Origin of the sequence: Pseudoalteromonas sp. P1-26 (assembly GCF_001401795.1) — a bacterium.
Taxonomy (GTDB): domain Bacteria; phylum Pseudomonadota; class Gammaproteobacteria; order Enterobacterales; family Alteromonadaceae; genus Pseudoalteromonas.
Map to the genome: position 1 here is coordinate 1 of NZ_LKDX01000045.1, position 25,545 is coordinate 25,545.

Consider the following 25,545-nt stretch of genomic DNA (forward strand, 5'->3'; position numbering starts at 1 on the left):
AAGGAGAGACTTGAACTCTCACAACCGAAGTTACTGGAACCTAAATCCAGCGCGTCTACCAATTCCGCCACTCCCGCATCATTCGTACTTAAAGTACTGGTAGTTATTTTAAACTCTTCATTGAGCAACAAAAAGAATGGTGGCTAAGACGGGATTTGAACCTGTGACCCCATCATTATGAGTGATGTGCTCTAACCAACTGAGCTACTTAGCCATCTTTTTTGTTAGCACTTCATCGCTGAGTGCGGGGCGTATTATGCTGATATGACCTAAATCCGTCAACACCTTTTTTGCAAAAAAATGCTTATCAGTGTTTGTTTGCATTAAAATTAAGCTAAGTGGCGAAATTTCATTTAAATTGCTGTTTTTTTGACTGCAATTTATTAGTTTAATTCCCAAATGCATAATAAGAGTTTTAAAACGCACATTTAAAGTTGCTTGATTTTCATACAAAAATCAAGTTTCAAAATTAGTAAGTGTGTTTTTTTAACGTGTTTAACTGCAAAAAATGAAAAGCGAATGATTTTATACAGGGAAATTTGCGATTAATCGGCCTAGTTTTTACTTCTAAAATACCCACAATTTGCTAATCGAGCAGTCAATAGGTCGCAAAATTGCTAACGAGTTTTTAAATCCCCTCTAATTGACAGTTGTTATCACTCATTTGCTTTCGACGTATTTATTAATACGATTTACTGTTAAGCATAAATAACACCGTACATCACTAAAAAGAACAAGCAGAGGTATTACTCACCATGCTTTAATGTTTTAGGAATATTTAGGCAATAAAAAAGGCTCGTAATAACGAGCCTTTTGTAATCGAATGAACGAATATGCTTATACGTTAAATAAGAAGTTCATCACATCGCCGTCTTTAACGATGTATTCTTTACCTTCTTGACGCATCTTACCAGCTTCTTTAGCACCGCTTTCGCCTTTAAACTCAATGTAGTCGTCAAATGCGATAGTTTGTGCACGGATAAAGCCACGCTCAAAGTCAGTGTGGATTTTACCCGCAGCTTGTGGTGCAGTCGCACCTACTGGGATTGTCCATGCACGTACTTCTTTAACGCCAGCAGTGAAGTAGGTTTGTAATTTAAGTAACTCGTAACCACCACGGATCACTAAGTTAAGACCTGGTTCTTCTAAACCTAGGTCAGCCATAAATTCTAGTTTATCTTCTTCTTCAAGTTCAGATAACTCAGATTCAATCGCTGCACATACTGGAATAACAACTGCGTCTTCTGCAGCGGCAATTTCACGTACTTTGTCTAGGTAAGGGTTATTTTCAAAACCATCTTCTGCCACGTTCGCAATGTACATGGTAGGTTTGATTGTTAAGAAGTTAAGTGGCTTAATTGCTGCTTTTTCTTCTTTTGTTAGTTCTAAAGAACGTAACGTTAAACCTTCATCTAAGTGTACTTTTACTTTTTCTAAAACAGCATTTTGCTCTTTAGCGTCTTTGTCGCCGCCTTTTGCTTTTTTAGCATTACGAACAATCGCTTTATCAGCACTGTCCATATCAGCAAGTACTAATTCAGTGTTAATTACATCGATATCATCAGCAGGGTCAATTGTGCCAGCAACGTGAACAATGTTTTCGTCTTCAAAACAACGAACAACGTGACCAATCGCATCTGTTTCACGAATGTTTGCTAGGAATTGGTTACCTAAACCTTCACCTTTCGATGCGCCTTTTACTAGACCGGCAATATCAACGAATTCCATCGTCGTTGGTAAAATACGCTGAGGATTTACGATAGCGGCTAAATCATTCAAGCGCGCATCAGGAACCGGTACCACACCCGTGTTAGGCTCAATGGTACAGAAAGGGAAGTTAGCGGCTTCAATACCCGCTTTAGTTAGTGCATTAAATAGAGTTGATTTACCAACGTTTGGCAAACCAACGATGCCACATTTAAAACCCATAGTAAGATACCTTGTGTAATTTCATTAAAACGGATTAAGGTTTAAATGAATGTAGTCTGTTTTGTGCTTTTAACACACCATCTTTTGCAAGTATTTCCATACAACGAACTGCTTCGTCAACGGCGGCGTCCATTTTTTCTTGATCGTCTTTCGCGGCTTTACCTAGCACCCAGCCTGTTACCATTTCTCGGTGGCCTGGATGACCAATGCCTATGCGAAGGCGCATGAAATCTTTTTGGTTTGCCATTTTCGCAATAATATCTTTTAAACCATTGTGACCGCCGTGGCCGCCACCTTTTTTAAGTTTTGCAATCCCAGGATCTAAGTCCATTTCGTCATGAGCAACGAGAATGTTCTCAACAGGGATTTTAAAGAAATTAGCGAGACTACTCACCGCCTTACCACTTAAATTCATATAAGTTGTAGGGATCAGTAATTTAAATTCTTGGCCTTGAATAATCACTTTGCCGGTGAGGCCGTGATATTTAGGATCATGTTTGAGTGTGCAGTTATAACGTGCAGCCAGTTCTTCGATGAACCAAGCTCCTGCATTATGGCGTGTGTTTGCGTATTCGGGGCCTGGATTAGCCAGGCCCACAAGCATTTGAATAGAATTCAAGGTGTTTACACCTTAAAAATTATTCTGCAGCGTCTTCTGAAGCTTCTTCTTCAGCTGGAGCTGCTTTGTTAGCTTTAACAGTAACAACTGACTGATCGTGATCAGCGCCTTTAGTTAGCTCAACAGATGAAACACCTGAAGGAAGTTTAAGGTCAGAAAGGTGGATTGAATCACCAGCTACTAAGTCTGAAACGTTAACTTCAACGAACTCAGGAAGTGCTTTAGGAAGACACGTGATTTCGATTTCAGTTAATTGGTGAACAACAGTGTTACCAGCTTTAGTTACTTTCTCTTCACCGATGAAGTGTACTGGCACTTTAGTGTGAAGTTTGTGAGTAGCATCTACACGTTGGAAGTCTAAGTGAGTGATCTTAGGCTTGTACGGGTGACGTTGAATATCTTTAAGGATAGCTTCAACTGACTCGCCACCGATGTTTAAAGTAAGGATGTGCGTGTAGAAACCTTCGTCTTCTTGCGCTTTGATCATATCTTTGTGTGCAAGAACGATTGATGCAGCTTCTTTGTCAGCACCGTAAAGGATTGCAGGAACTTTATCTTCACGGCGTAGGCGGCGGCTCGCACCAGTACCTGTTTCTGTACGTAATTCTGCATTGTATGTGTAAGTTGACATAATGTCTCCAATAATTAATAGTCTTAGGGCCTTTGCGACCAAGGTCCCCAGCCAAAAGGCGCGCTATCATACCACCCCTTTCAGGGAAAATAAATAACGACTACAAAAAAAGCACCTAGACGGTGCTTTTTTTAGTATTGCAGTAATGTTGATTAGTGTTCAAACATCGCTGAAATAGATTCTTCGTTGCTGATACGACGGATTGTTTCAGCAAGCATATCTGCAAGTGTAAGCACTTTGATTTTATCAATTGCTTTAAGCTCATCAGATAGTGTGATTGAGTCAGTTACGATAACTTCGTCAATGACTGAGTTACGAATGTTCTCAGCTGCATTACCTGAAAGTACTGGGTGAGTAGCGTAAGCAAATACGCGTTTTGCACCGTGTTCTTTAAGCGCTGCTGCTGCTTTACATAAAGTGCCACCGGTATCGATCATGTCATCAACGATGATACAGTCACGACCTTCAACGTCACCAATAATGTGCATTACTTGTGAAACGTTTGCTTGTGGACGACGCTTGTCGATAATTGCAAGGTCTGTGTCGTTTAATAGCTTAGCGATTGCACGAGCACGAACAACACCACCGATATCAGGAGAAACAACAACAACGTCATCGAAGTCGCGTTCTTTCATATCTTCAAGTAGAACTGGGCTACCAAATACGTTATCAACTGGTACGTCGAAGAAACCTTGGATTTGTTCAGCGTGTAAATCAACCGTTAGAACGCGGTCAACACCAACACTTGAAAGGAAATCTGCAACTACTTTAGCTGTAATTGGTACACGAGCAGAACGCACGCGGCGGTCTTGACGTGAATAACCAAAGTAAGGGATAACGGCTGTAATACGTCCAGCAGACGCACGACGTAGGGCATCAACCATAACGATAAGCTCCATTAAGTTATCGTTAGTAGGGTTACAGGTTGATTGGACAATGAAAACGTCAGAGCCACGAACATTTTCATTAATTTGAACACTGATCTCACCGTCACTAAAACGGCCAACAACAGCATCGCCTAATTCAATATACAAACGTTTTGCAACTTTTTGAGCTAGCTCAGGTGTTGCGTTACCAGCGAAGAGCTTCATGTCAGGCACGGTAGGGTTCCTCAGGCACTGAATTTTGGGACTAACAGGCTATGGTGGGCACCAAAGCAGGTTAACATTTACTTGTACGTTACTTCATTTCAAAGTGAGCATTTAATGCTGTATGAGCAGGAGAAAGTGTAGCACTACTTGCAACAAAACCTGTCCATTTTTCTGGTAATTGAGCTAAAACTTGTTGTGCTTGTGCCTCGGTTGAAAACTCAGCAAAGCAGCAAGCGCCTGTACCAGTCATCTTTGACGGGGCGTATTTTAGCAACCACTGCAGGGCTTTTTCAACCTCGGGGCAGAGCTTTTTAACTAAAGCCTCACAATCATTGCCTAAATTTTCTGTTTGCCAGTCTGCTTTTAGCTTAGGTGTGTCGCGCTTTAAATCTGGGTGGGTAAAAATTTTCGCGGTGCTCACATGCTGCCCTGGATGCACCACACAGAACCAACTTTGCGGTAATTCAACATTTTCTAGTTGCTCGCCAATCCCATGCGCAATGGCAGTGTGACCATTTATAAATACCGGTACATCAGCGCCTAATTTCACCCCAAGCTCTGCTAATTCTGTAAGTGATAAATCACAGCCCCATAGTTTATTAAGAGCAAGTAGGGTAGTGGCGGCATCAGATGAGCCGCCGCCTACACCACCGCCCATTGGCAAACGTTTTAATAGCTTTATTGAAGCGCCTTGTTGGCAATTACAGTGTTGTTGTAATAAACGGGCTGCTTTATATATAAGGTTATCTGCAAGCTCAATACCGTTTGTATCACCGGTTACAGAAATACCTGGCTCGTTGTTGACAGTAAATGTTAAGTCATCACCAAACTCTAAAAAGGTAAATAAGGTTTCGAGTTCATGGTAGCCATCTTCACGGCGACCATTTATATGAAGGAATAAATTAAGTTTTGCAGGTGCTATTAAAGTTAGCGGGGCGGTTGAAGCGTGTGTCATGATTAATTTAACTGCCAATCATTAAGTTGAATTTTAATACGAATTTTATTGTTTTTAAGGCTTAGCTTAACAGGAAGCCAATAACCATCTTGTTTGATGTAGTCTGAATAGGTTATTTGCCACTGTTGACCATTGTGAGCTTGCCAAATAAGACTTTTTAAACGGCCTTGCTCATCATAGCTTGCTTGGTCGTTCTCGACGGTGCCTTTTAGCCACTTTGCGGCATTATCTAATGGGATTGAAAAGCCGGTTAAACGATATAACAACATTGAGGCATCACGGTCGGTATATACATTGTCGTCATACTCAAGTTCAGCACCTTGTGCATTTTGTTTTAAAGACAAAATGCGGGTACCAATAAAACTGGTAAGTACCATGTCACTGTATTGCTCATCATGTTGCCAATTTAAATTGGCTGACTGGCGCTGCTCTGTACTAATAAATGCCATTTTGCCTTGCACTTGCCATTGAGCCTGTTGTTCTAATCGGCTTTTCCAGTCAGGATAAATGTAATCAACTGTTGAAATTTTTTGCGCACAACCGCCGATAAATAAAAAAAACATGAATAAAATCAAATATTGTTTAATCAAATGTCGTTCCTTACTTTCCATATTCCGCTGATTTTTGGTAAAATTAACGCCTTTACAGCTGGGCTTAGCAATATTTGGTACATATGACCATCGTAGCACTTGGTATAAATCACAAAACCGCATCCGTAGAATTACGCGAAAAAGTCGCGTTTTCGCCTGAGCAAATGTCTGAGGCGTTACAGCAATTAAGTGGTCATGCGCATTTTAATGAAGCGGTTATTGTTTCGACCTGCAACCGAACTGAAATCTATTGTAGCCTTGCCGAGCGTAATTCCCAAACCTTGTTGCGCTGGTTAGCCAGTTTCCATGGTTTGGATGAACAAGAACTGAGCAACAATATCTATTATCATGAAGATCACGAAGCAATTAATCACTTAATGCGGGTGTCTTGTGGTCTAGATTCGTTAGTACTCGGCGAGCCGCAAATTTTAGGGCAAATAAAACAAGCCTACCATAATGCAAAAACTCACGATGCCATTGGTGTAACCTTTGACCGCTTGTTTCAAAAAACATTTTCTGTGGCAAAACAAGTTCGTACCGAAACTGACATTGGTGCTAGCGCAGTATCTGTTGCTTATGCTGCGGTAAATCTTGCGAAACATATTTACGGTAAACTAGATAAAACCAATGTACTGCTAATTGGTGCAGGTGAGACGATTGAATTAGTTGCTAAGCACTTATACCAAAACGATCCGCAAAAAATAACGGTGGCAAACCGTACTATTGAACGCGCTAAAACCTTAGCCAGTGAGGTTAACGCGGATGTGATTGCACTTGCCCAGTTACCTGAGCGTTTACACGACGCCGATATTGTTATTAGTTCAACCGCCAGTACCTTGCCTATTATTGGTAAAGGGGTGGTAGAACAGGCGTTGAAAAAGCGCCGCCACAAACCAATGTTATTTATCGATATTGCGGTACCGCGTGATATCGAAAGCCAAGTAGGCGAATTAGATGCTGCCTATTTGTATTCAGTTGATGACTTACAAGCCATAGTAAGCGAGAATATCGCCGCTCGTGAGCAGGCTGCGGAGCAAGCGCAAGCTATTATTCGCTCACGTACCGATGAATTTGCTATGTGGTTGCGTTCACTCGATTCGGTGGATCTTATTCGCCATTATCGCAACGATGTACAAGATATAAAGTCAGAACTTGTCGAAAAAGCCCTTGGCCAGCTACAAGCAGGTAAAGAGGCAGAAAAAGTAATACTCGAGTTGGCAAACAAACTGACCAACCGCTTGATGCACGCACCTACCCGTGCCATTCAAGATGCTGCTAAAAAAGGTGAAGCAGCGGAGTTAAGCCAATTAAAGAAAATGTTAGGTATTGATCAGGAATAGTCGTTAAATGAAAGAGTCTGTTTATAGAAAATTAGAAACCTTAGTTGAGCGTTATGAGGAAGTGCAAGCGCTACTAAGCGACCCCTCTGTGATCAGCGACCAAAATCGCTTTCGTGCCTTATCTAAAGAATACTCAGAATTAGAAGAAATCGTAAAAGCATTTTTAGCGTACCAACAAGCACAAGATGATGTTGCTACAGCTGAAGAAATGTTAAAAGACTCTGATCCTGATATGCGTGAAATGGCGCAAGAAGAATACAAAGAAGCAAAAGCACAAATTATTGCATTAGAAGATGAAATCCAAATTCTAATGTTACCAAAAGACCCTAAAGACAATAATAACGTTTATTTAGAGGTTCGTGCCGGTACCGGTGGTGATGAAGCTGCTATTTTCGCAGGTGACTTATTCCGTATGTACAGCCGCTACGCTGAAACTAAAAAGTGGAAAGTAGAAGTAGTAAGTACTAACGAAGGTGAGCACGGCGGTTATAAAGAAGTTATTGCGCATATCTCTGGAGAAGGCGTATATGGTCAGCTTAAGTTTGAATCAGGAGCGCACCGTGTACAACGTGTTCCAGAGACAGAATCGCAAGGCCGTGTTCATACCTCAGCTTGTACTGTAGCCGTTATGGCAGAAATTCCTGAAGCGGAAGCAATTGAAATTAACCCTGCTGATATTAAAGTCGATACCTTCCGTGCATCGGGTGCCGGTGGTCAGCACGTAAATAAAACTGACTCAGCAATCCGTATTACACATATTCCAACGGGTGTGGTTGTAGAGTGTCAGGATGAGCGTTCACAGCATAAAAACCGTGCCAAAGCGATGTCTGTACTAGGTGCACGTTTACAACAAGCTGAAGATGAAAAGCGTCAAGCGGCTGAAGCGTCAGAACGTCGTAACCTAGTAGGTAGTGGTGACCGCTCTGAGCGTATTCGTACTTATAACTACCCGCAAGGTCGTATTACCGATCACCGTATTAATTTAACACTTTATCGTTTGAATGAAGTGGTTGCCGGTGATTTAGGAAGTGTTATCGAACCTCTAATGCAAGAACACCAAGCTGACTTACTTGCTGCGATGGGCGATGAATAATCGTGCCACAAAGCATTGAACAAGCAATTGTTGCTGCAACGGCGTTATTAACGCCTAGCAGCGACAGTGCTAAGTTAGACGCACAAGTCCTGTTATTATCCATTCTTGATAAACCTCGCAGTTATTTATTTACCTGGCCCGAAAAACAACTTACCGAACAGCAACAACTTGACTTTGAACAAGCATGTCAGCGTCGTTTAAATGGTGAACCAGTTGCTCATATTGTTGGTTTTCGTGAATTTTGGAGTCTTCCTTTAAAGGTTAATCCAACAACTCTGATCCCAAGACCTGATACCGAAACATTAGTTGAATATGCTTTAGGCCTTGAGCTTCCTACTGCTGCAAACGTGCTTGACTTAGGCACTGGCACAGGGGCAATTGCCTTGGCATTAGCCAGGGAAATGCCTAATTGGCAGGTGACAGGGGTTGATAGAGTGGCTGATGCAGTTGAGCTTGCCGAAGAGAACAAACAACGACTCAATATTAACAACGCCACTTTTGCGTTAAGCAATTGGTTTAGTGCAGTAAGTACACAAAAGTTTGACCTAATTGTTAGCAACCCACCGTATATTGAACATGATGATGAGCACTTAAGCCAAGGTGATGTTCGCTTTGAACCGCTCTCTGCATTAGTTGCAGATGACGACGGTATGGCTGATATTAAACAAATTATTACTATCGCACGTGACTATTTAGCAACAAATGGCTATCTTTTAATTGAACATGGCTACAAACAAAGTGTGAAGGTACAAGAATTTTTTGCACAAATGTCGTATAGCCATATACTTACAATTAAAGATCTTGGCGGTAATGACCGTGTAACGTTAGCACAATGGCCTAAATAACAATTAAGTGCACTGTGCGTACATAGCCTTTGAGGATCCCATAGAATGGATGATTTTTTGTTTTCGGATGAAGCACTTGATGAAGTAAATGAGGTGGTTCAGGGTAGTTGGAAAGTCATCGTCGTTGATGACGAGCCAGAAGTACATGCCGTAACAAAGCTTGCGTTGAGTGACTTTGAATTTCAAGATAAACGTTTAGAGTTTATCAGCGCCTATTCGGGTGAAGAAGCCAAGCAGGTTATTCAACAGCACCCAGATGCTGCTATCGTACTACTCGATGTGGTTATGGAAACCGATGATGCAGGTCTCAAAGTCGCTAAGTTTATTCGCGAAACTGCAAAAAATAATCACATTCGTATCATTCTTCGTACAGGTCAGCCTGGGCAAGCGCCAGAGCGTCAAGTTATCGTTAATTACGATATTAATGACTACAAATCAAAAACTGAACTAACAGCACAAAAACTATTCACTGTGGTGATGTCGAGCTTACGCTCTTACCGTGACATTTTATCGATTGAGCAATCTCGCCAAGGCCTTGAAAAAATTATTAAAGCATCTCGTAATATTTTCTCGACTCATTCACTAGAAAGCTTTATTGAAGGGGTGATGCAGCAACTTACCTCATTGCTAGGTACTGTTGATCAAGCTATGTATGCAACAAGTTTAGTTGCCAGTAACCCGCAAGATAACCAAAAGAAGCTTGTGGTATTTTCAGGGCGAGGTGAGTTTGAACGCAGTGAAGGCAAGGCGATTGAAGAAGTGCTTGATGAGGAGCAGTTACAAGCCTGCCAACAAGCACTGAGCGAAAAAACCATCGTCTACCGTGAAAACTATTTATTTGCTTATTGCTGTAGTGAATGTAATCACAACTCGATGTTATTTATTTCCGGTATCCCTAAGCATTTAACCGACACTCAGCGTCATTTGATTGAAATTTTCTCGCAAAATGTACAGCTGGCGTATGAAAATGTGCAGCTACAATCTGAAATTGAAGCAACACAGCAAGAGTTAGTATTTAGACTTAGTGAAGCATTAGAGCAACGTTCAACAGAAACCGGTAATCATGTAAAACGTGTATCGCACATTTGTTATGAACTTGCCATGGGCTATGGTCTATCAAAACGCGAAGCAGAGCTTATTCGCTTAGCAGCGCCACTGCATGATGTGGGTAAAGTGGGTATTCCTGATGCCATTTTAAATAAGCCTGGGCCACTTACCGACGAAGAGTGGGCCATCATGCAACAGCATGCTGAAAAAGGTCATTTAATTTTAAAAGGCTCAAATCGTGACATTGTTAATACTGGGGCGATTATTGCGTTATCGCACCATGAGCGTTGGGATGGTTCAGGCTATCCGAAAGGTTTAAAAGGTGATGACATTCCAATTGCTGGTCGCATTGTGGCTTTAGCTGATGTGTTTGATGCACTGCGCCATAAGCGTTGTTATAAAGAGCCGTGGTCACTAGACGATGTTGTGAAAGAAATTAATGCGCAACAGGGTAAACAATTTGATCCTAAGCTAATCGAAGTGTTTAATCAGCGTGTTAAAGAAATAGAAGACGTACTTGTACGTTATCCAGATTAATTAAAATAAAATTAGGGGCATATGGATTATTTAGCAGTAAAACATACTCACATGTTGTTTGCCGTGTTGAGTATTATCTTATTTTACGTTCGTTCTTTATCACGCTTAAAGACGGGCGCTCTGGCAAAAAATAAAGTGGTGTTTATTGGCAGCCACAGTATCGACACCTTATTACTTGTTTCTGCCGTGGCATTGATTGTAATGGCAGGTTTCAACCCACTTGAACAATCTTGGTTATTAGAAAAGATAATCTTAGTGGTTGCTTATATTGTGCTAGGTATTGTTGCAGCTAAGCAAAGCGCACAAGGCGCGAAGGTTGTATTACTTGCTATAACCACGCTTATTTTATTAGCAATTGGTTATTTAGCGTCAGCTAAAACAGCACTTCTTTTATAACAAATCTCTAGGCGGTATTTGATGGCATAGACTGTCGTACCGCTTTTTTATATCTCATCGCTCAGTATTGGTAACTTAGGGCAAAAGTAGGTAAACTAGCTGTTCGTTTTTGAAAGAGATGTAGCAGTATAAATGACCACCCCTTGGTTTGAAGATCAAAATGAATCCTATCAAGATGAGGCCTTTGACGCATTTTCTTCTAAAGTGCTTTATCGTTGTATCGACGCCGAATTAAAGTGGGATCAACAAGCTGATTTAACAGCCTGTTATGACACCCTTAATGAGCTTGAAAATACGGTAACAGCTCTTTGCGCTGAATTAAAAGAGCCACATGAGCGTCTCGATAAGTTACTTGATACCTTTTATCAGCAATGGCTGTTTAGCTCATCAAGCTTAAAAGTGCCTGAGTATACGTTAAATAGTTTTAGCTACACCATTACCATGCGCAGTGGCACACAAACCACGCTGGCAATTTTACTTTGTCATTTATTACAGCATGCTGAACTAGATGCCACAGTCACGCTTAGTCAGGGAGACGTGCATGTTCACGTTGGGATGAGTGATGAAGAAGGTTATTTAATTGAGCCAAGCACAGGTCAGCAGAGCTGGTATATAACACCAGAGAATGCCTGTGAAGAAAATGGCGATGAGCAAGAACCGCTTGAGCTGATTTTTGAAGAAGAGCTGTATAAGCTGTATCTAGCCCAACAAAAATGGTCGTTTATCAGCGAAAGTAAATTTGGCCATGCTTTGCATTGTGTGGAAATGCTGATGGAATTACTTGGTGATGACCCGTACGAGCGTCGTGACCGCGGCTATTTACTTAATCAGCTAGATTGCCCAAAAATGGCACGGGATGATTTGCAGTACTTTGTCAATGAGTGCCCAGATGATCCTGCTATCGAAGTTATTCAGCATCAAATTGCTGAAATAGAAGACAACAATAATACACACCACTAATTTAAAGGAACATTTATGACTGACGCCCACAGTGCGCTAATTACCAATGACGCAGTCGTACTTGGTTTGCTTGCCGTTATTTTGGGGTTTATTTTTAAAACCTCGCACAGTAATAATGCTGCCTGCCAAAAATTTTATAAATATGTACCGGCATTATTGCTTTGCTACTTTTTACCATCATTACTCAATACCTTTGGGATTGTTGATGGCCATTCTTCAAATGTATATTTTGTGGCGTCGCGCTATTTACTACCAGCTTGCTTAATATTGCTTACAATTAGTATTGATTTAAAAGCGATTCTTAATCTAGGCCCGAAAGCATTAATCATGTTTTTAACAGGCACCATGGGTATTGTTATCGGTGGCCCACTGGCTATTTTAGTGATGAGTGCCGTTTACCCAGAAGCTGTGGGTGGTCATGGCCCTGACGCAGTGTGGCGTGGTATGACGACCATTGCCGGCAGCTGGATTGGTGGCGGCGCAAACCAAGCTTCAATGAAAGAAATGTTTGAAGTAGGCGGCGATATCTTCTCTGCAATGGTGACTGTTGACGTAATTGTGGCTAACTTATGGATGGCCGTACTGTTATTAATGGCAGCAAACCATAAGGCGATTGATGCTAAAACAGGCGCGGATACGCGTGCAATTGAAGATTTAAAAGAGCGCGTAGAAAAGTATCACGCTGAGCATGCGCGCATGCCTACCTTAAATGATTACATGACGATTATTGCAATTGCCTTTGGTATTACAGGCCTTGCGCATTTTTGTGCTGACTTTTTAGGTCCGTTTTTTGGGGCTAACTTCCCATGGGCACAAGAGTATAGTTTAAACAGTAAATTCTTCTGGTTAATTGTTATCTCTACCACAATTGGTATTAGTTTATCGTTTACTAAAGTTCGCCATATTGAAGCTTTTGGTGCGTCAAAAGTAGCATCAAGCTTTTTATATATCCTTGTTGCTTCAATTGGCTTACACATGAATATTACCGCGATTTTTGACTCGCCAATGTACTTTGTACTCGGTGCGATTTGGATGATTACCCATGCAAGCTTAATGCTTATTGTGGCGAAATTAATTAAAGCTCCACTGTTTTACATGGCAGTAGGCTCTCAAGCCAATGTAGGCGGCGCGGCATCAGCACCTGTTGTTGCATCAGCTTTCCACCCATCGCTTGCGCCAGTAGGTGTTTTACTTGCTGTTTTAGGCTATGGTGTTGGTACCTACATGGCTTATATTTGTGGATTAATGCTACAAGCTGTTGCACCTTAAGGAATAGAAATGAACAACCAGTTAATTAAAATTAACGAGATTGAATTAGCCAACGACAAACCATTTGTATTGTTTGGTGGTATGAACGTACTTGAATCACGTGATTTAGCGATGCGTATTGCGGAGCATTACGTAGAAGTAACATCAAAGCTAAACATTCCATACGTTTTTAAAGCCTCTTTTGATAAAGCTAATCGCTCTTCAATTAACTCATACCGAGGCCCGGGCATGGAAGAAGGTTTAAAAATCTTTGAAGAAATTAAATCTACTTTTAATGTGCCACTTATCACCGACGTACATGAGCCGCATCAAGCTGCTCCTGTAGCTGAAGTGGTTGATGTAATTCAGTTACCGGCATTCCTAGCTCGTCAAACTGACCTAGTTGTTGCTATGGCAAAAACGGGTGCCATCATCAACGTGAAAAAACCACAGTTTTTAGCACCACACGAAATGCGTCATATCATTAAAAAGTTTAATGAAGCGGGCAACAACAATGTTGCACTGTGTGAGCGTGGTACTAGCTTTGGTTATAACAACCTTGTGGTTGATATGCTTGGTATGGATGATATGAAACCTATGGCGCCGGTAATCTTTGATGCAACTCACGCATTACAACGCCCAGGTGGCCGAGCTGACTCTGCGGATGGTCGTCGTGCTCAAGCTGCAGAACTTGCTCGCAGTGGTATGGCATTAGGCATTGCAGGTTTATTTATTGAAGCGCACCCTAATCCGAATGAAGCAAAATGTGATGGTCCATGTGCACTTGCACTAAGCAAGCTAGAAGGTTATTTATCGCAAATGAAAGCGGTTGATGACTTAGTTAAAAGCTTTGCACCACTCGATACCAGCGCAAGCGATTTATAATTTAAGTATATAAGTATGAATAAGGCGACCATGGTCGCCTTTTTTTATTTGTATCGCTATAATCGATGCATAAGAAAAACTAATTCTAAGTTTGGTGTTTATGTCTCGTCGTTTACCTCCTTTAAATGCACTAAAAGCATTCGAAGCCGCTGCCCGCCATTTGAGCTTTACCAAAGCAGCAGAAGAGCTATATGTAACGCAGGCCGCGGTGAGCCACCAAATTAAAACCCTTGAAGAGCATTTAGGTTTAAAGCTATTTTTACGAAAGAATCGTTCTTTGCTGTTAACCGAAGAAGGGCAAGGCTACTTTTTAGATATTAAAGAGATCTTTACCCAGCTGATAGATGCCACAGAAAAACTGCTAGCCCGAGGTGCGAAAGGTTCACTCACGGTAAGTTTAACGCCAAGCTTTGCGATTCAATGGTTAGTACCCAGACTTAGTTTATTTAATGAGTTACATCCAGAAATCGACGTGCGAATTAAGGCGCAAGATCAGGATGAAAATTCACTTTCTGACGATGTAGATATTGCTATTTACTACGGCCGTGGTCACTGGAGCGGGGTGCAGACATATAAGCTGCACACTGAATACTTAGTGCCATTATGTAGCCCATTGTTGTTAACGGGCCCTAAGCCGCTTAATCAACCCAGTGATTTAGCAAATCATACCTTATTGCATGATACCACCCGTAAAAATTGGAAAACCTGGATGAAAACGGCAGGTGTACGTAATGTACAAGTTAACCAAGGGCCGATTTTTAGTCACTCATCGATGGTATTGCAAGCAGCGGTTCATGGGCAGGGGGTTGCAATTGGTAATAGCGTTTTAGCAAAACCTGATATTGATGCGGGCCGACTCGTCATTCCATTTAGTCACTCATTAGAAAGTAAAAATGCCTACTATTTAGTGATCCGCGAATCTCAAACAGAGCTTGGTAAAATAGTCTCTTTCAAAGACTGGATGCTGAGTTTAGTTGAGCAAGAACAAGAGTATTAACATGTTACAGTGGTTTAAAAGTGCAACGGGCAAGGCGCGTGCACAATTTATATTTGCCCATGGTGCAGGGGCAGGCAGTGATTCTGAGTTTATGCAAACAATGGCTAACTTGATTAGTCAGCATGATATTGATGTAGCGCTGTTTGATTTTCAGTATATGCAAATTGCAAAAGAAACAGGCAAGCGTAGACCACCCGAGCGTGCTCCTAAGTTACTTGCCTACTTTAGTGAAGTTTTAGCCGAGCGCCAGCCAGAATTGCCGCTATTTATTGGGGGTAAATCTATGGGTGGGCGTATGGCTTCTATGCTCTGTAACGAGCAGGACCAAGCTCAAATTGCTGGCGTGGTTGCTTTTGGCTATCCGTTTCACCCACCGGGTAAACCCGAAAAACTGCGTATAGAGCATTTTGTTGATATGCCATGCCCTTTTTTAGTCCTGCAAGGTGAACGCGATACATTTGGTAATCAGCAAGAACTCGCTGAGCTTGAAATGGTTAATCCGCCAGAGATTAAATTTCTCAAAGATGGTGACCACTCATTAAAACCTCGTAAAAAAAGTGGCATTACAGAACAAGAAAACTTACAGCAAGCTGCAGATTATGCAGCGCAGTTTATTATGAATTTAGCGGCTGGAGATGCGCAATGATAAAACTATATTTAATGATTGGTAGCTTATTTTGCATGCTTTCGGTAATGCTTGGCGCATTTGCTGCTCATGGTTTAAAAAGCCGTGTTTCTGAGTATGCGATTGGAATTTTTAAAACCGCTGCTGAATACCAAATGGTGCATGGCCTTGCATTGATAGCAATTGCTATCTTAATTAAGTGGGGCATGAACTTAAGCTGGGCTGGTGGATTTTTTATCGCAGGGACCGTGTTATTTAGCGGTAGTTTGTATTTACTCGCACTAACGGGCATGAAGTGGCTTGGGCCTATCACCCCAATTGGCGGTGTTTGTTTTATTATTGGTTGGGCTATTTTGTTAGTTCAAGCAGCACGATATAAGTTTTAAGGGTTATCTATGTCGAGTGTAGTTATTTATTGTCGCAGTGGTTTTGAAAATGATGCCGCTGCTGAAATTACTTTTCAGGCTGCTGAACAAGGCTTTGCAGGTTACGTAAAAACAAAACCAAATACAGGTATTGTTGTTTACGAATGTTTTGATGCAAGCCACGGTGAAGAAATCATCAAAAAAGTAGATTTCAAGAATATGGTATTTGCGCGCCAATGGTTTACTGGCACCTTAGTCGATAACATGCCACTTGAAGACCGTGTAAGTGCTATTGTTGAAGCTGCCGCTGAGTTTCCTGAATGTGGTGACCTACGTGTAGAAACGCCAGACACCAATGAAGGTAAAGAGCTTAGTAAGTTCTGCAAGAAGATTTCGACGCCACTGAAAAAATCGCTTGAAAAGCGCTCGAAGGTAACACGCGAGCTTGCCGAGAAAAAACCCGTTATGCATGTGTTATTTTTAGCAAACGACAGTGCTTATGTTGGCTACTCATACACATTTAATAATTCGCCTTTCTTTATGGGCATTCCGCGTTTACGTATGCCTAATGATGCGCCAAGCCGCTCAACGTTAAAACTCGATGAAGCTTTTAACGTATTTATTCCACCTCATGAAGCTGAAGAGCGTATGCAACCTGGCATGCGAGGTGTTGATTTAGGTGCTTGCCCTGGTGGTTGGACTTATCAGCTAGTGCGCCGTGGAATGTTTGTAAGCGCAATCGATAATGGCCCTATGAATGATGACTTGATGGAAACTGGTCAGGTAAAGCACTTTAGAGTAGATGGTTTTAAATACCGCCCAGAAAAGCGCAATATTCAATGGTTAGTGTGTGACATGGTAGAAAAGCCGGCTAAAGTGACCAACCTTATGATAGATTGGGCGGTGAATGCCTACGCAAAAGAGCTTATTTTTAATCTTAAACTACCGATGAAAAAACGTTTTGATAGCGTTTACGAGTGTTTAAAAATGATTAAAGAAGAGCTTGAAAAGTATGGTGTAAGTTACGAATTACAAGCCAAGCATTTATATCATGACCGTGAAGAAGTCACCGTACATTTAAATGTAACCAAGGTGCCACAGAGCCTTTACAGTTAACCTTAATTTGAAATTAAAAAGGCCAATAGTGTGAGCTATTGGCCTTTTTAATAGGTATCTGAAAACCTAATTTTTAACGGTATTTACTACGATAATTATCGACCCATAAACGAGTACCACCGCACACAGCAACAGGCATGACAATTAAGTTTACGAATGGAATGGCAGTTAAAATCATTACCGCTAATCCAAAACCATAAGAAAGTGTTTGCTTTTGCTTTAAGTCATTTTTCATTTCGTCAAAGCTAATTTTATGGTTATCGAACGCGTAGTCTTCGTATTGCACTGCATACATCCAACAGGTGAATAACACCCATAAAACTTGCCCGATCACAGGTAAAATCCACAACAAAATAAAAAAGCCAATAGCACGTGGTAGGTAATAGCACAGTTTTGTCCATTCTCGGCCGAGCATACGTGGCACATCTTTCATTGTATCGAAAAGGCTGTCGTCATTAATTTTTTGCCCTGTTAAGTAAAGCTCAACTTTTTCACTGAGTAGGCCGTTAAATGGGGCTGCTATAAAATTAGTGATTACCGTAAAGAGCATGCTGTAACTAAATAAAATCACCAGCACGGCAATCGGCCACATTAGCCATTCGAGCCAGCTAAGCCATTCGGGTAATAACGAGTTCATGTAAGCAAAGCCATCGGTAAGCCAGCCATATAAAAAAAACAGCGAACTACCAAAAAGCAGGATATTGATTGTTAAAGGAATAAGTACAAAACGTTTCAACCCCTTTTGGCTAATTAACTTAAAGCCAGAAAAGAAGTATTCCATACCTTGAGTGAACTGCACGAGAAAACCTCATCTTTTTTCTTGTTGTTTGCAGTATATGGTTTTAACGATATTTGAACAGCTTTTTTCCGTAACAAAGTGTTTAACTCTTTACGTGGACAGTCATTTTAAGCCCAGTACTTAGTTGAAATCTAGAGGAACAAATTTAAATGGACAGTCACTACATTTAAGTGCTCTTGCAGCATAAAAATTTTTGTCTACACTTTAGTTACAGCTAATGCATTTCAAATTATCAGTTCAAGGAGTGGACGATGGCTTTAGCAAGGAAGCGGCAAATCTGTTTGTCGAACACCAAATATTATCATTGTGTATCCCGTTGTGTTAGGCGTGCCTACCTTTGCGGGGAAGACGTACTCACAGGTAAATCATATGAACATCGCAGATGGTGGGTTGAAGAGCGCCTGCTTGCTCTTGCAAAGGTATTTTGTATTGATGTATGTGCTTATGCGGTGATGAGCAATCATACTCATATTGTGCTTTATGTTGATGATAAAAAAGCAAATAGGCTAACCGATAAGGCCATCCTTTTACGCTGGTTTAAGCTCAGTAAAATGACCCCGTTAGGCCAAAAGTTTCTCTATGGTGAGCCGTTAAGTGACGGCCAACAAGTCTTCTTAAATAAAGAGGTTGCAGAATATAGATCGCGTCTTTCGAGCATTAGTTGGTTCATGAGGATGCTTAATGAATATATTGCCAGGCGTGCAAATAAAGAAGACGAGTGTACGGGTCACTTTTGGGAAGGACGCTTTAAGAGCCAAGCATTGCTTGATGAATCAGCGCTTTTAGCATGTATGGCCTATGTTGACTTAAACCCTGTTCGTGCTAAAGCTGCGAGCACGCCGGAGCAATCGGACTATACCAGTTTTAAAAAGCGATGCCAGAGCATGAAGGAATCAAAGCAACCTAAAGTACTAGCTCGTTTTATTGGTGGTATGAGTAAGTATAAATCAAAGGGAATACCTTTTGAGTTAAAGTCATACCTGCTACTGGTAGAGCAAACTGGGCGTTGTATTTGTACTAATAAGCCCGGATTTATAGAACATCATTTACCTCCTATTCTTGAAAGGCTGAATTTCGAACCGGAAAAATGGTTAACACTAACAACCCACTTTGAAAACTTATTTCATGGAGCTGTAGGTCGAGTAGGTGCAATTGAAAATTATTGTAGTAAAACTGCTCGCAGGCGACGAAGTAACTGTACTAATAGTCGATTATTGTTTGCTAGCTAATTTCTATGTGATTTTTGTAAGGAGGATTTAAGTTCACCGCTTTAGTATGTCTAGAGGTTCTCATACATATTGAAATAGGTCCCAAAATTTAAGAATAAATCAGTACTTTCTAAATAAGTGGTTCTGCGAAGTCATTTTCAACTGAAACTAAGATGAATTTCATTTCAACTCTAAGGCTTTTATTTTTAAGTGACAGTCTTGTTAAAATTTGTCAGCAGAAAGCATTAATCCTAAATAGGGTGGTGTAGGTTGGACTTTAATTTTTATCAACTGGGCGTTTTTTCAGTTACATACCGTTGAACTAAGCGATAGTATGGCGGTCTGAACAGTACCTATAAAAATGAATATTGAAAACAAGAGTAGAGGATCAGACTAATATCCGATATTATTGTTAACATCATTAACAAAACCGACATATAAAAATGGGAGTTTTATGCAGTTAGTCGATTTAAATCCACATGATCCTGAAGTAGTTAACGTGTTTTCTGATATAGACCGACTCATAAACTCATTATACCCTGTTGCTACCGCCCAATCTCTAAGTCTTGAAGAGTTAGCTGAGCCTAATGTTTATGCTATAGGCTTAAAAAATGAAGATGGTATTGTTGCATGTGGCGCGATAGTGATGCAAGAAGGCAACCCTCCATACGGTGAAATCCGCCGTCTATATGTAAAGCCCAGCTACCGTGGTAAAGGGCTATCACGTCGAATTATGCAAATATTACTGCATCACGCCGGTGAGCAGCAAATTCCACTAATTCGATTAGAAACAGGTCCTAAGCAAACAGAATCTATTAGCCTATACGAAAACTTAGGTTTCAATCGTTGTGGTCCGTTTGGTAACTACAGTGAAAATCCACAAAGTTTATTTATGGAGCTAGGGCTTAACCAATAATTTAAGTGTTAAGCCATGTTTTAGTGAGGTCACCTTAATTTATAAATACTCCTTAAAAATCTTATGTTTTACTATGATTTTATTGATAGCTTCTTGCGGTGATAAACCGAAGCTATCTAATTTTACTAAAAATAAGCAGCCAGACCTTACTATTGGTGCCACTCAGTTCTATTTAAACTCATGTCATTCCCTCACTGGTGTCTTCAATCATAATGGCACTATAAAAACAAAAGTAATTCTTACACTTCCTACTCGTCCTTTAAGTGTTTGCAATAATAAGCAATCACAGCTGAATTTTGACGGTACTCATCTTACTGTAAAAATTTGCCGCACTGCTTTTGGCGCAGGTGGCTGTGGTGTTGAAAAATATCGCACAACAGATTTCGAAAACTGGCAAGAGTATATTGGTATTACGTGGCATGGCAATGAGCAATATGAAGCGTGGAGGCAACTAGGGTCAAACTCTTCAAAAGCTGATGACATCACAAAAGTAGTGCCTGTCCATTGAAATGAAGATGGATTTCACAAACACATATTTTCTAACATATATTTTTGCAGTGACTGTCCTTTTAAAAATTGCTCATTTGCCATATTGAGTGCCTGTCCATCTAAAGGAATTTTAAAATCTAACAACCACATTAAACCCTAATAAAATTGGGGGGTTATCGATTAGTTTTTCACATCAAAAATCACTCGTTACGAGTAAAAATTCTTGTTGGACTTGAATCACTATTTTTCATTTAATGCGCGGCAACAACCCTTGCCGATTTCGGCACTACTAAAATAAAAGAGAAAGATAGATGAAAGAGACAACATCACTAGAACAAGCTCGCACGAGTTATAATGTTCGTCATTGGAGCCAAGGTTTCTTTGGTATTAATGATCAAGGTGATGTGTATGTTGCGCCAAAGGCCCATGCCCCAGAGCAAACCATTGCACTAATCGATATCGCACAGCAGTTACAAGATAAAGGCTTAAGCTTGCCTGCGTTAGTTCGTTTTCCACAAATTTTACATCATCGTGTACATAGCTTATGTCAGGCATTTAACACGGCGATTGAAAATTATGGTTACCCGAAAGACTATTTGCTTGTTTACCCAATTAAAGTAAACCAACAGCGTGAAGTTGTTGAAGAAATTGTTGCAAGCCAAGCTGATATTGAAAAGAAACAATTGGGCCTAGAAGCGGGCAGTAAGCCTGAGCTATTAACTGTATTAGCGATGGCTGAAAAAACCAGTGCGGTAATTGTATGTAATGGCTACAAAGACCAAGAATACATTCGTTTAGCATTGATTGGCGAAAAGCTAGGTCACAAGGTTTACATTGTTCTTGAAAAACTGTCTGAGCTAGACATGGTGCTTAGCCAAGCAAAAGAGTTAAACGTAAAGCCACGCATTGGTATTCGCGTACGTTTAGCATCGCAAGGTAAAGGCAAATGGCAAGCAAGTGGTGGCGAAAAATCAAAATTTGGTTTGTCGGCATCGCAAGTACTCAGTGTGGTTAATCGCCTTAAAGCATCTAATCAACTTGATCTGATCCAACTTGTACACTTTCACTTAGGCTCGCAAATGGCAAACATCCGCGATGTTCGTTTAGGTGTGAGTGAAGCTGCGCGTTTTTACTGTGAGTTACGCAAGTTAGGTGCACAAATTGATTGCTTAGATGTGGGTGGCGGTTTAGCGGTAGATTATGACGGTACTCGTAGCCAGTCACATAACTCAATGAACTACAGCCTAAGTGAATACGCTAATAACATCGTATACACCATTGGTGATACCTGTAAGTTATATGAGCAGCCAATGCCGCGCATTATTTCTGAGTCAGGTCGTGCGTTAACAGCGCACCATGCTGTATTGATCTCGAATGTTATTGGTACCGAAAGCTATGTACCAGAAGACATTCAAGCGCCAGCCGCTGATGCACCACTATTATTAAAAAACATGTGGACGTCATGGCAGCAGTTAAGTGATGACAATGATGACCGTGCATTAATCGAAATTTATCATGATAGCCAAGGCGATTTAGCCGAAGCACATAATCAATTTGCACTTGGTTTGTTAGATTTAACAGAGCGAGCATGGGCGGAGCAAGTTAACTTACGTGTATGTTATGAACTTAACAAACATATGGATAACAAAAACCGTTTTCATCGCCCGATTATTGATGAATTGAATGCGCGTTTAGCAGATAAGTTTTTTGTGAACTTTTCATTGTTCCAGTCATTACCGGATGCATGGGGTATTGACCAAGTGTTTCCTGTTCTACCATTAAGTGGTTTAACAGAAGCACCACAAAAACGCGCTGTGTTACTTGATATCACTTGCGATTCAGACGGTGCTATGGAGCACTATGTCGACGGTCAAGGTATTGAAAGCACATTACCTGTGCCAGCTTTTAGCGAAGAAAAACCTTATTTAATGGGCTTTTTCTTAGTGGGTGCTTATCAGGAGATTTTAGGTGATATGCACAACTTATTTGGCGACACACACAGTGCAATTATAAAAATGGATGAGCAAGGTCAGGCGCAAATCACTGAAGTTAACGAAGGTGATACCGTTGCAGACATGATGCGTTACGTACATTTAGATGTAGAAAGCTTCCAGCAATCTTACGCCCAGCTGGTGGCAGCTAAATTGCCAGAAACTGAGCAGCAAAGCGTATTAGATGAGCTGCAAACTGGCTTAAACGGTTACACTTATTTAGAAGAGTTATAAGCAATGTCGACATTGTTTGACCACACAGATCATTCATTGTACTCAAACGGCATGACGTTTTTACGTCAGCCGATGGTGCAAAACATCACAGCAATCGATGCCGATGTAGTGGTGTTAGGTTTACCCTTTGATTTGGCGACCTCAGGTCGCCCTGGTGCACGTTTAGGACCTGACGCAATTCGTCGTGCCTCAGTGCACCTCGCATGGGAAGAAACCAAGTACCCGTGGACGTTTCCGTTGTTTGAGCGTTTAAAATTAGCTGATGCGGGGGATTTTACTTACCCAGTAGGCGACCCAGAATATTTTACCGCGCAGTTAGAATTAGCCGCTGAGCAAATTCTTCGCCAAGGTAAAACATTATTAGGTTTAGGTGGCGACCACTTTGTGACTTTGCCGCTACTGCGTGCCCATGCAAAACAACACGGTAAAATGGCATTAGTGCATTTTGATGCCCACACAGATACTTACAGCAATGGCTCTCGCTATGATCACGGCACCATGTTTTATCATGCGCCGATGGAAGGGCTTATTGATGTTGATCACAGTATTCAAATTGGTATTCGTACTGATTTTGATCAAAGCAAACATGAGTTTGCGGTGATAGACGCAATGGCAGCCAATGATTTGCCAGCGCAAGATATCGCAGAGCAAATCAAAGCGCGCATCGGTGACTTACCTGTGTACTTAACCTTTGATATTGACTGCCTTGATCCCGCATTCGCTCCAGGGACAGGCACGCCAGTATGTGGTGGCTTAACCAGCGATAAAGTACTCAAAGTACTTCGTGCATTGAAAGGCATTAATATGGTCGGTATGGATGTGGTTGAAGTGTCGCCATCCTATGACCAAAGTGAATTAACGGCGATTGCCGCAGCGACCATTGCCAATGAGTTATTACACTTATGGGCTTTGAAGCATAAATACTAAATGAGAGAGACAAAGAGCGCCATTAGGCGCTCTTTTTTTGATATTTGATGAAGCAATTAAGCGCTTCGAACATCAACCTTTAATTTAAGCTTTTGCCCAGGTTGAATGTATTTTTGCCCAGCTAATGAGTTCCATTTAATAATATCTTCTACAGACACATTAAACTTAGCAGCAATGCGCGCTAACGAGTCACCACGACGAACTTTATAGGTAATGGTGCGCTCTTTGATTTGTGTAGCAGCAAGTTGTGATTTTTCTTGCTTATACACAGTTAGCTTTTGACCAACACGCAGTACAGCGTCTTTTTTCAGCTTATTCCATGTTGCAAGTTCAGCTATGGTCACATCGTACTCACGGCTGATATCCCACAGAGTATCGCCACTGGCGACTTTATGGCTAAGTTTTTTACGTGTTGCTTTATTAGCCGCCATACGTACTGATTTTGGTAAATGCTGGCTATTAATCTCACCATCGCTTAGTGGCACAAGCAATTGCTGACCAACACGAATAGTATTCGATGAAAGCTTATTCAGTGTTTTAATCGCGTTTGTGCTTGTCGAAAACTTCTTCGCAATCACAGATAAACTGTCACCGCGTGCAACAATATATTGCTGCCAGCGTAGGCGGTCTTTTTGCTCTGTTTTAGCTAACTTGTCAGTAAACGCTTCAACTTTATCAGACGGTAATAATAAAAAGTGTGGACCGTTTGGATCCGTCGCCCAGCGATTGAAGCCAGGGTTTAAACGATAAAGCTCTGTTAAGCTAATACCTGCCATGTCAGCCGCAAGTGCTAAGTCAATTTGACTCCCTACATTAACTGCTTCAACGACTTGAGCATTAAGAATTGGTTGCCACTTAACACCAAATTCGTCACTGCGTTTTACCAGATCAGACAGCGCTAATAGCTTAGGTACGTAGGCTGTGGTCTCTCTTGGTAAATCAAGTGACCAAAAATCCGTTGGTAAATGTTTTTTACGGTTCTTTTTAATGGCACGCAGTAAACGACCTTCACCTGAGTTATAGGCTGCAATGGCATTTAGCCAATCGCCTTCTAAGGTTTTGTGTAAATATGATAAGTAATCTAGCGCTGCACGGGTCGATTGTACAATGTCACGGCGACCGTCATACCACCAGTTTTGTTTTAAATCGAAACGCTCACCAGTCTGTGGCATAAATTGCCAAATGCCAGAAGCACTGCGATGTGAATAACCAAATGGGTCAAACGCACTTTCTACAATAGGTAAAAGCGCAATTTCGATTGGCATTTGACGCTTTTCGACTTCTTCTACAATAAAGTATAAGTAAGGCTCAGCGCGTTTAGAGATACGATCTAAATAGGCCTGATGACGTGCATAATAGTTGCGCTCTGCAACAACTGGGCGGTTTTGTGGCACATCAATCGAAAGCTGATAACGAATACGTTCCCATACATCATCAAATACAGGAGGCGGCTCATCAATATCGGTTAATTGTTGATATTGAGCGTTGATCATCAATGCATCATTGATATCGCTCGGACTTGCGCCGTCTAATTGTTGCTCAACATTATTGCTTGCAACATCTGTGCTTGTTGAATCAGAAGCTGTTAATTGACAGCCGCTTAAAATCAGCGCAAGTGATAAAACTAAAGGAGACTTATACATATATACCCATACATCAGGTAAAAAAACTCGGCGAATATTACCTGCTCTGAGAACATATTGCCACTTTAT

At 41.1% G+C, this 25,545-nt stretch carries 25 protein-coding genes and 1 tRNA gene; 17 read left to right on the plus strand and 9 right to left on the minus strand.

All coding sequences use genetic code 11. The features are described from left to right. Nucleotides 1-137: 137 nt before the first annotated feature. From AN394_RS17330 to lolB, 7 genes are all read right to left on the minus strand, one after another. A tRNA-Met gene (locus AN394_RS17330) sits at nucleotides 138-214 on the minus strand. 623 nt (nucleotides 215-837) lie between these two features. Continuing rightward, a complete protein-coding gene (ychF, locus tag AN394_RS17335; protein ID WP_055022130.1) occupies nucleotides 838-1,929 on the minus strand; it encodes a redox-regulated ATPase YchF in 1,092 nt (363 codons plus the stop codon). Between the two features lie 34 nt (nucleotides 1,930-1,963). Beyond that, nucleotides 1,964-2,548: an aminoacyl-tRNA hydrolase gene (gene pth / locus AN394_RS17340; protein ID WP_082389177.1), complete on the minus strand. Its 585-nt coding sequence runs from the start codon at nucleotides 2,546-2,548 to the stop codon at nucleotides 1,964-1,966. Between the two features lie 19 nt (nucleotides 2,549-2,567). Beyond that, nucleotides 2,568-3,179 (minus strand): 50S ribosomal protein L25/general stress protein Ctc, encoded by a 612-nt coding sequence (locus AN394_RS17345; RefSeq protein ID WP_054551653.1) that lies wholly within the window; start codon nucleotides 3,177-3,179, stop codon nucleotides 2,568-2,570. Between the two features lie 152 nt (nucleotides 3,180-3,331). After that, nucleotides 3,332-4,279: a ribose-phosphate pyrophosphokinase gene (locus tag AN394_RS17350; RefSeq protein ID WP_054551652.1), complete on the minus strand. Its 948-nt coding sequence runs from the start codon at nucleotides 4,277-4,279 to the stop codon at nucleotides 3,332-3,334. Nucleotides 4,280-4,358: 79 nt separating this feature from the next. Further along, nucleotides 4,359-5,225, minus strand: coding sequence for a 4-(cytidine 5'-diphospho)-2-C-methyl-D-erythritol kinase (ispE, locus tag AN394_RS17355; protein WP_054561816.1), 867 nt, complete (start codon nucleotides 5,223-5,225; stop codon nucleotides 4,359-4,361). 2 nt (nucleotides 5,226-5,227) lie between these two features. Further along, on the minus strand, nucleotides 5,228-5,815 hold the full coding sequence (gene lolB / locus AN394_RS17360) for a lipoprotein insertase outer membrane protein LolB (protein WP_082389176.1): 588 nt from the start codon (nucleotides 5,813-5,815) through the stop codon (nucleotides 5,228-5,230). 83 nt (nucleotides 5,816-5,898) lie between these two features. Between lolB and hemA the strand changes: the two genes are divergently transcribed. From hemA to rlmM, 12 genes are all read left to right on the plus strand, one after another. Further along, entirely contained in the window at nucleotides 5,899-7,155 is a 1,257-nt protein-coding gene (gene hemA, locus AN394_RS17365) for a glutamyl-tRNA reductase (protein ID WP_054561815.1), read from the plus strand. A gap of 7 nt (nucleotides 7,156-7,162) precedes the next feature. After that, on the plus strand, nucleotides 7,163-8,248 hold the full coding sequence (prfA, locus tag AN394_RS17370; protein ID WP_054551648.1) for a peptide chain release factor 1: 1,086 nt from the start codon (nucleotides 7,163-7,165) through the stop codon (nucleotides 8,246-8,248). A gap of 2 nt (nucleotides 8,249-8,250) precedes the next feature. Next, nucleotides 8,251-9,093, plus strand: a complete 843-nt coding sequence (gene prmC / locus AN394_RS17375; RefSeq protein ID WP_054561814.1) for a peptide chain release factor N(5)-glutamine methyltransferase — start codon at nucleotides 8,251-8,253, stop codon at nucleotides 9,091-9,093. A 45-nt stretch (nucleotides 9,094-9,138) separates the two neighbouring features. Further along, nucleotides 9,139-10,677, plus strand: coding sequence for a DUF3369 domain-containing protein (locus AN394_RS17380; protein WP_054561813.1), 1,539 nt, complete (start codon nucleotides 9,139-9,141; stop codon nucleotides 10,675-10,677). 21 nt (nucleotides 10,678-10,698) lie between these two features. After that, on the plus strand, nucleotides 10,699-11,073 hold the full coding sequence (locus AN394_RS17385) for a SirB2 family protein (protein ID WP_055022131.1): 375 nt from the start codon (nucleotides 10,699-10,701) through the stop codon (nucleotides 11,071-11,073). Nucleotides 11,074-11,205: 132 nt separating this feature from the next. Next, nucleotides 11,206-12,033 (plus strand): tetratricopeptide repeat protein, encoded by an 828-nt coding sequence (locus tag AN394_RS17390; RefSeq protein ID WP_054561811.1) that lies wholly within the window; start codon nucleotides 11,206-11,208, stop codon nucleotides 12,031-12,033. Nucleotides 12,034-12,048: 15 nt separating this feature from the next. After that, nucleotides 12,049-13,302: a DUF819 domain-containing protein gene (locus AN394_RS17395; RefSeq protein WP_054561810.1), complete on the plus strand. Its 1,254-nt coding sequence runs from the start codon at nucleotides 12,049-12,051 to the stop codon at nucleotides 13,300-13,302. 9 nt (nucleotides 13,303-13,311) lie between these two features. Further along, on the plus strand, nucleotides 13,312-14,166 hold the full coding sequence (kdsA, locus tag AN394_RS17400) for a 3-deoxy-8-phosphooctulonate synthase (protein WP_054561809.1): 855 nt from the start codon (nucleotides 13,312-13,314) through the stop codon (nucleotides 14,164-14,166). Between the two features lie 100 nt (nucleotides 14,167-14,266). Beyond that, on the plus strand, nucleotides 14,267-15,163 hold the full coding sequence (locus AN394_RS17405; protein ID WP_054561808.1) for a transcriptional regulator GcvA: 897 nt from the start codon (nucleotides 14,267-14,269) through the stop codon (nucleotides 15,161-15,163). A gap of 1 nt (nucleotide 15,164) precedes the next feature. Beyond that, nucleotides 15,165-15,809 carry an alpha/beta family hydrolase gene (locus AN394_RS17410; RefSeq protein ID WP_055022132.1) on the plus strand — a complete coding sequence of 215 codons (645 nt, stop codon included), beginning with the start codon at nucleotides 15,165-15,167 and terminating at the stop codon, nucleotides 15,807-15,809. Further along, nucleotides 15,806-16,174 (plus strand): DUF423 domain-containing protein, encoded by a 369-nt coding sequence (locus tag AN394_RS17415; protein WP_054551639.1) that lies wholly within the window; start codon nucleotides 15,806-15,808, stop codon nucleotides 16,172-16,174. Before AN394_RS17410 ends, AN394_RS17415 begins: the two co-directional genes overlap by 4 nt. 9 nt (nucleotides 16,175-16,183) lie before the next feature. Next, complete coding sequence (gene rlmM, locus AN394_RS17420; protein WP_055022133.1) at nucleotides 16,184-17,269, plus strand: 23S rRNA (cytidine(2498)-2'-O)-methyltransferase RlmM; 1,086 nt, start codon at nucleotides 16,184-16,186, stop codon at nucleotides 17,267-17,269. Between the two features lie 73 nt (nucleotides 17,270-17,342). Here rlmM and cysZ read toward each other — a convergent pair whose 3' ends face one another. Beyond that, nucleotides 17,343-18,050, minus strand: a complete 708-nt coding sequence (gene cysZ / locus AN394_RS17425) for a sulfate transporter CysZ (protein ID WP_200910023.1) — start codon at nucleotides 18,048-18,050, stop codon at nucleotides 17,343-17,345. A gap of 269 nt (nucleotides 18,051-18,319) precedes the next feature. Here cysZ and AN394_RS17430 point away from each other — a divergent pair, with 269 nt between their 5' ends. The 5 genes from AN394_RS17430 to speB all read left to right on the plus strand — a co-directional run bounded on the left by AN394_RS17430 (nucleotide 18,320) and on the right by speB (nucleotide 23,833). Beyond that, a complete protein-coding gene (locus AN394_RS17430) occupies nucleotides 18,320-19,297 on the plus strand; it encodes a transposase (RefSeq protein ID WP_055022135.1) in 978 nt (325 codons plus the stop codon). Nucleotides 19,298-19,730: 433 nt separating this feature from the next. Beyond that, nucleotides 19,731-20,192 (plus strand): GNAT family N-acetyltransferase, encoded by a 462-nt coding sequence (locus AN394_RS17435; protein WP_054561803.1) that lies wholly within the window; start codon nucleotides 19,731-19,733, stop codon nucleotides 20,190-20,192. Between the two features lie 73 nt (nucleotides 20,193-20,265). Beyond that, nucleotides 20,266-20,700, plus strand: a complete 435-nt coding sequence (locus AN394_RS17440) for a hypothetical protein (protein ID WP_055022136.1) — start codon at nucleotides 20,266-20,268, stop codon at nucleotides 20,698-20,700. Nucleotides 20,701-20,992: 292 nt separating this feature from the next. Next, the gene (gene speA / locus AN394_RS17445; RefSeq protein WP_055022137.1) at nucleotides 20,993-22,906 is read left to right on the plus strand and encodes a biosynthetic arginine decarboxylase; all 1,914 of its coding nucleotides are present in this window, start codon (nucleotides 20,993-20,995) and stop codon (nucleotides 22,904-22,906) included. Between the two features lie 3 nt (nucleotides 22,907-22,909). Further along, nucleotides 22,910-23,833: an agmatinase gene (gene speB, locus AN394_RS17450; RefSeq protein ID WP_055022138.1), complete on the plus strand. Its 924-nt coding sequence runs from the start codon at nucleotides 22,910-22,912 to the stop codon at nucleotides 23,831-23,833. A 56-nt stretch (nucleotides 23,834-23,889) separates the two neighbouring features. Here speB and AN394_RS17455 read toward each other — a convergent pair whose 3' ends face one another. Further along, a complete protein-coding gene (locus tag AN394_RS17455; protein WP_055022139.1) occupies nucleotides 23,890-25,476 on the minus strand; it encodes a LysM peptidoglycan-binding domain-containing protein in 1,587 nt (528 codons plus the stop codon). Nucleotides 25,477-25,545 lie beyond the last annotated feature (69 nt).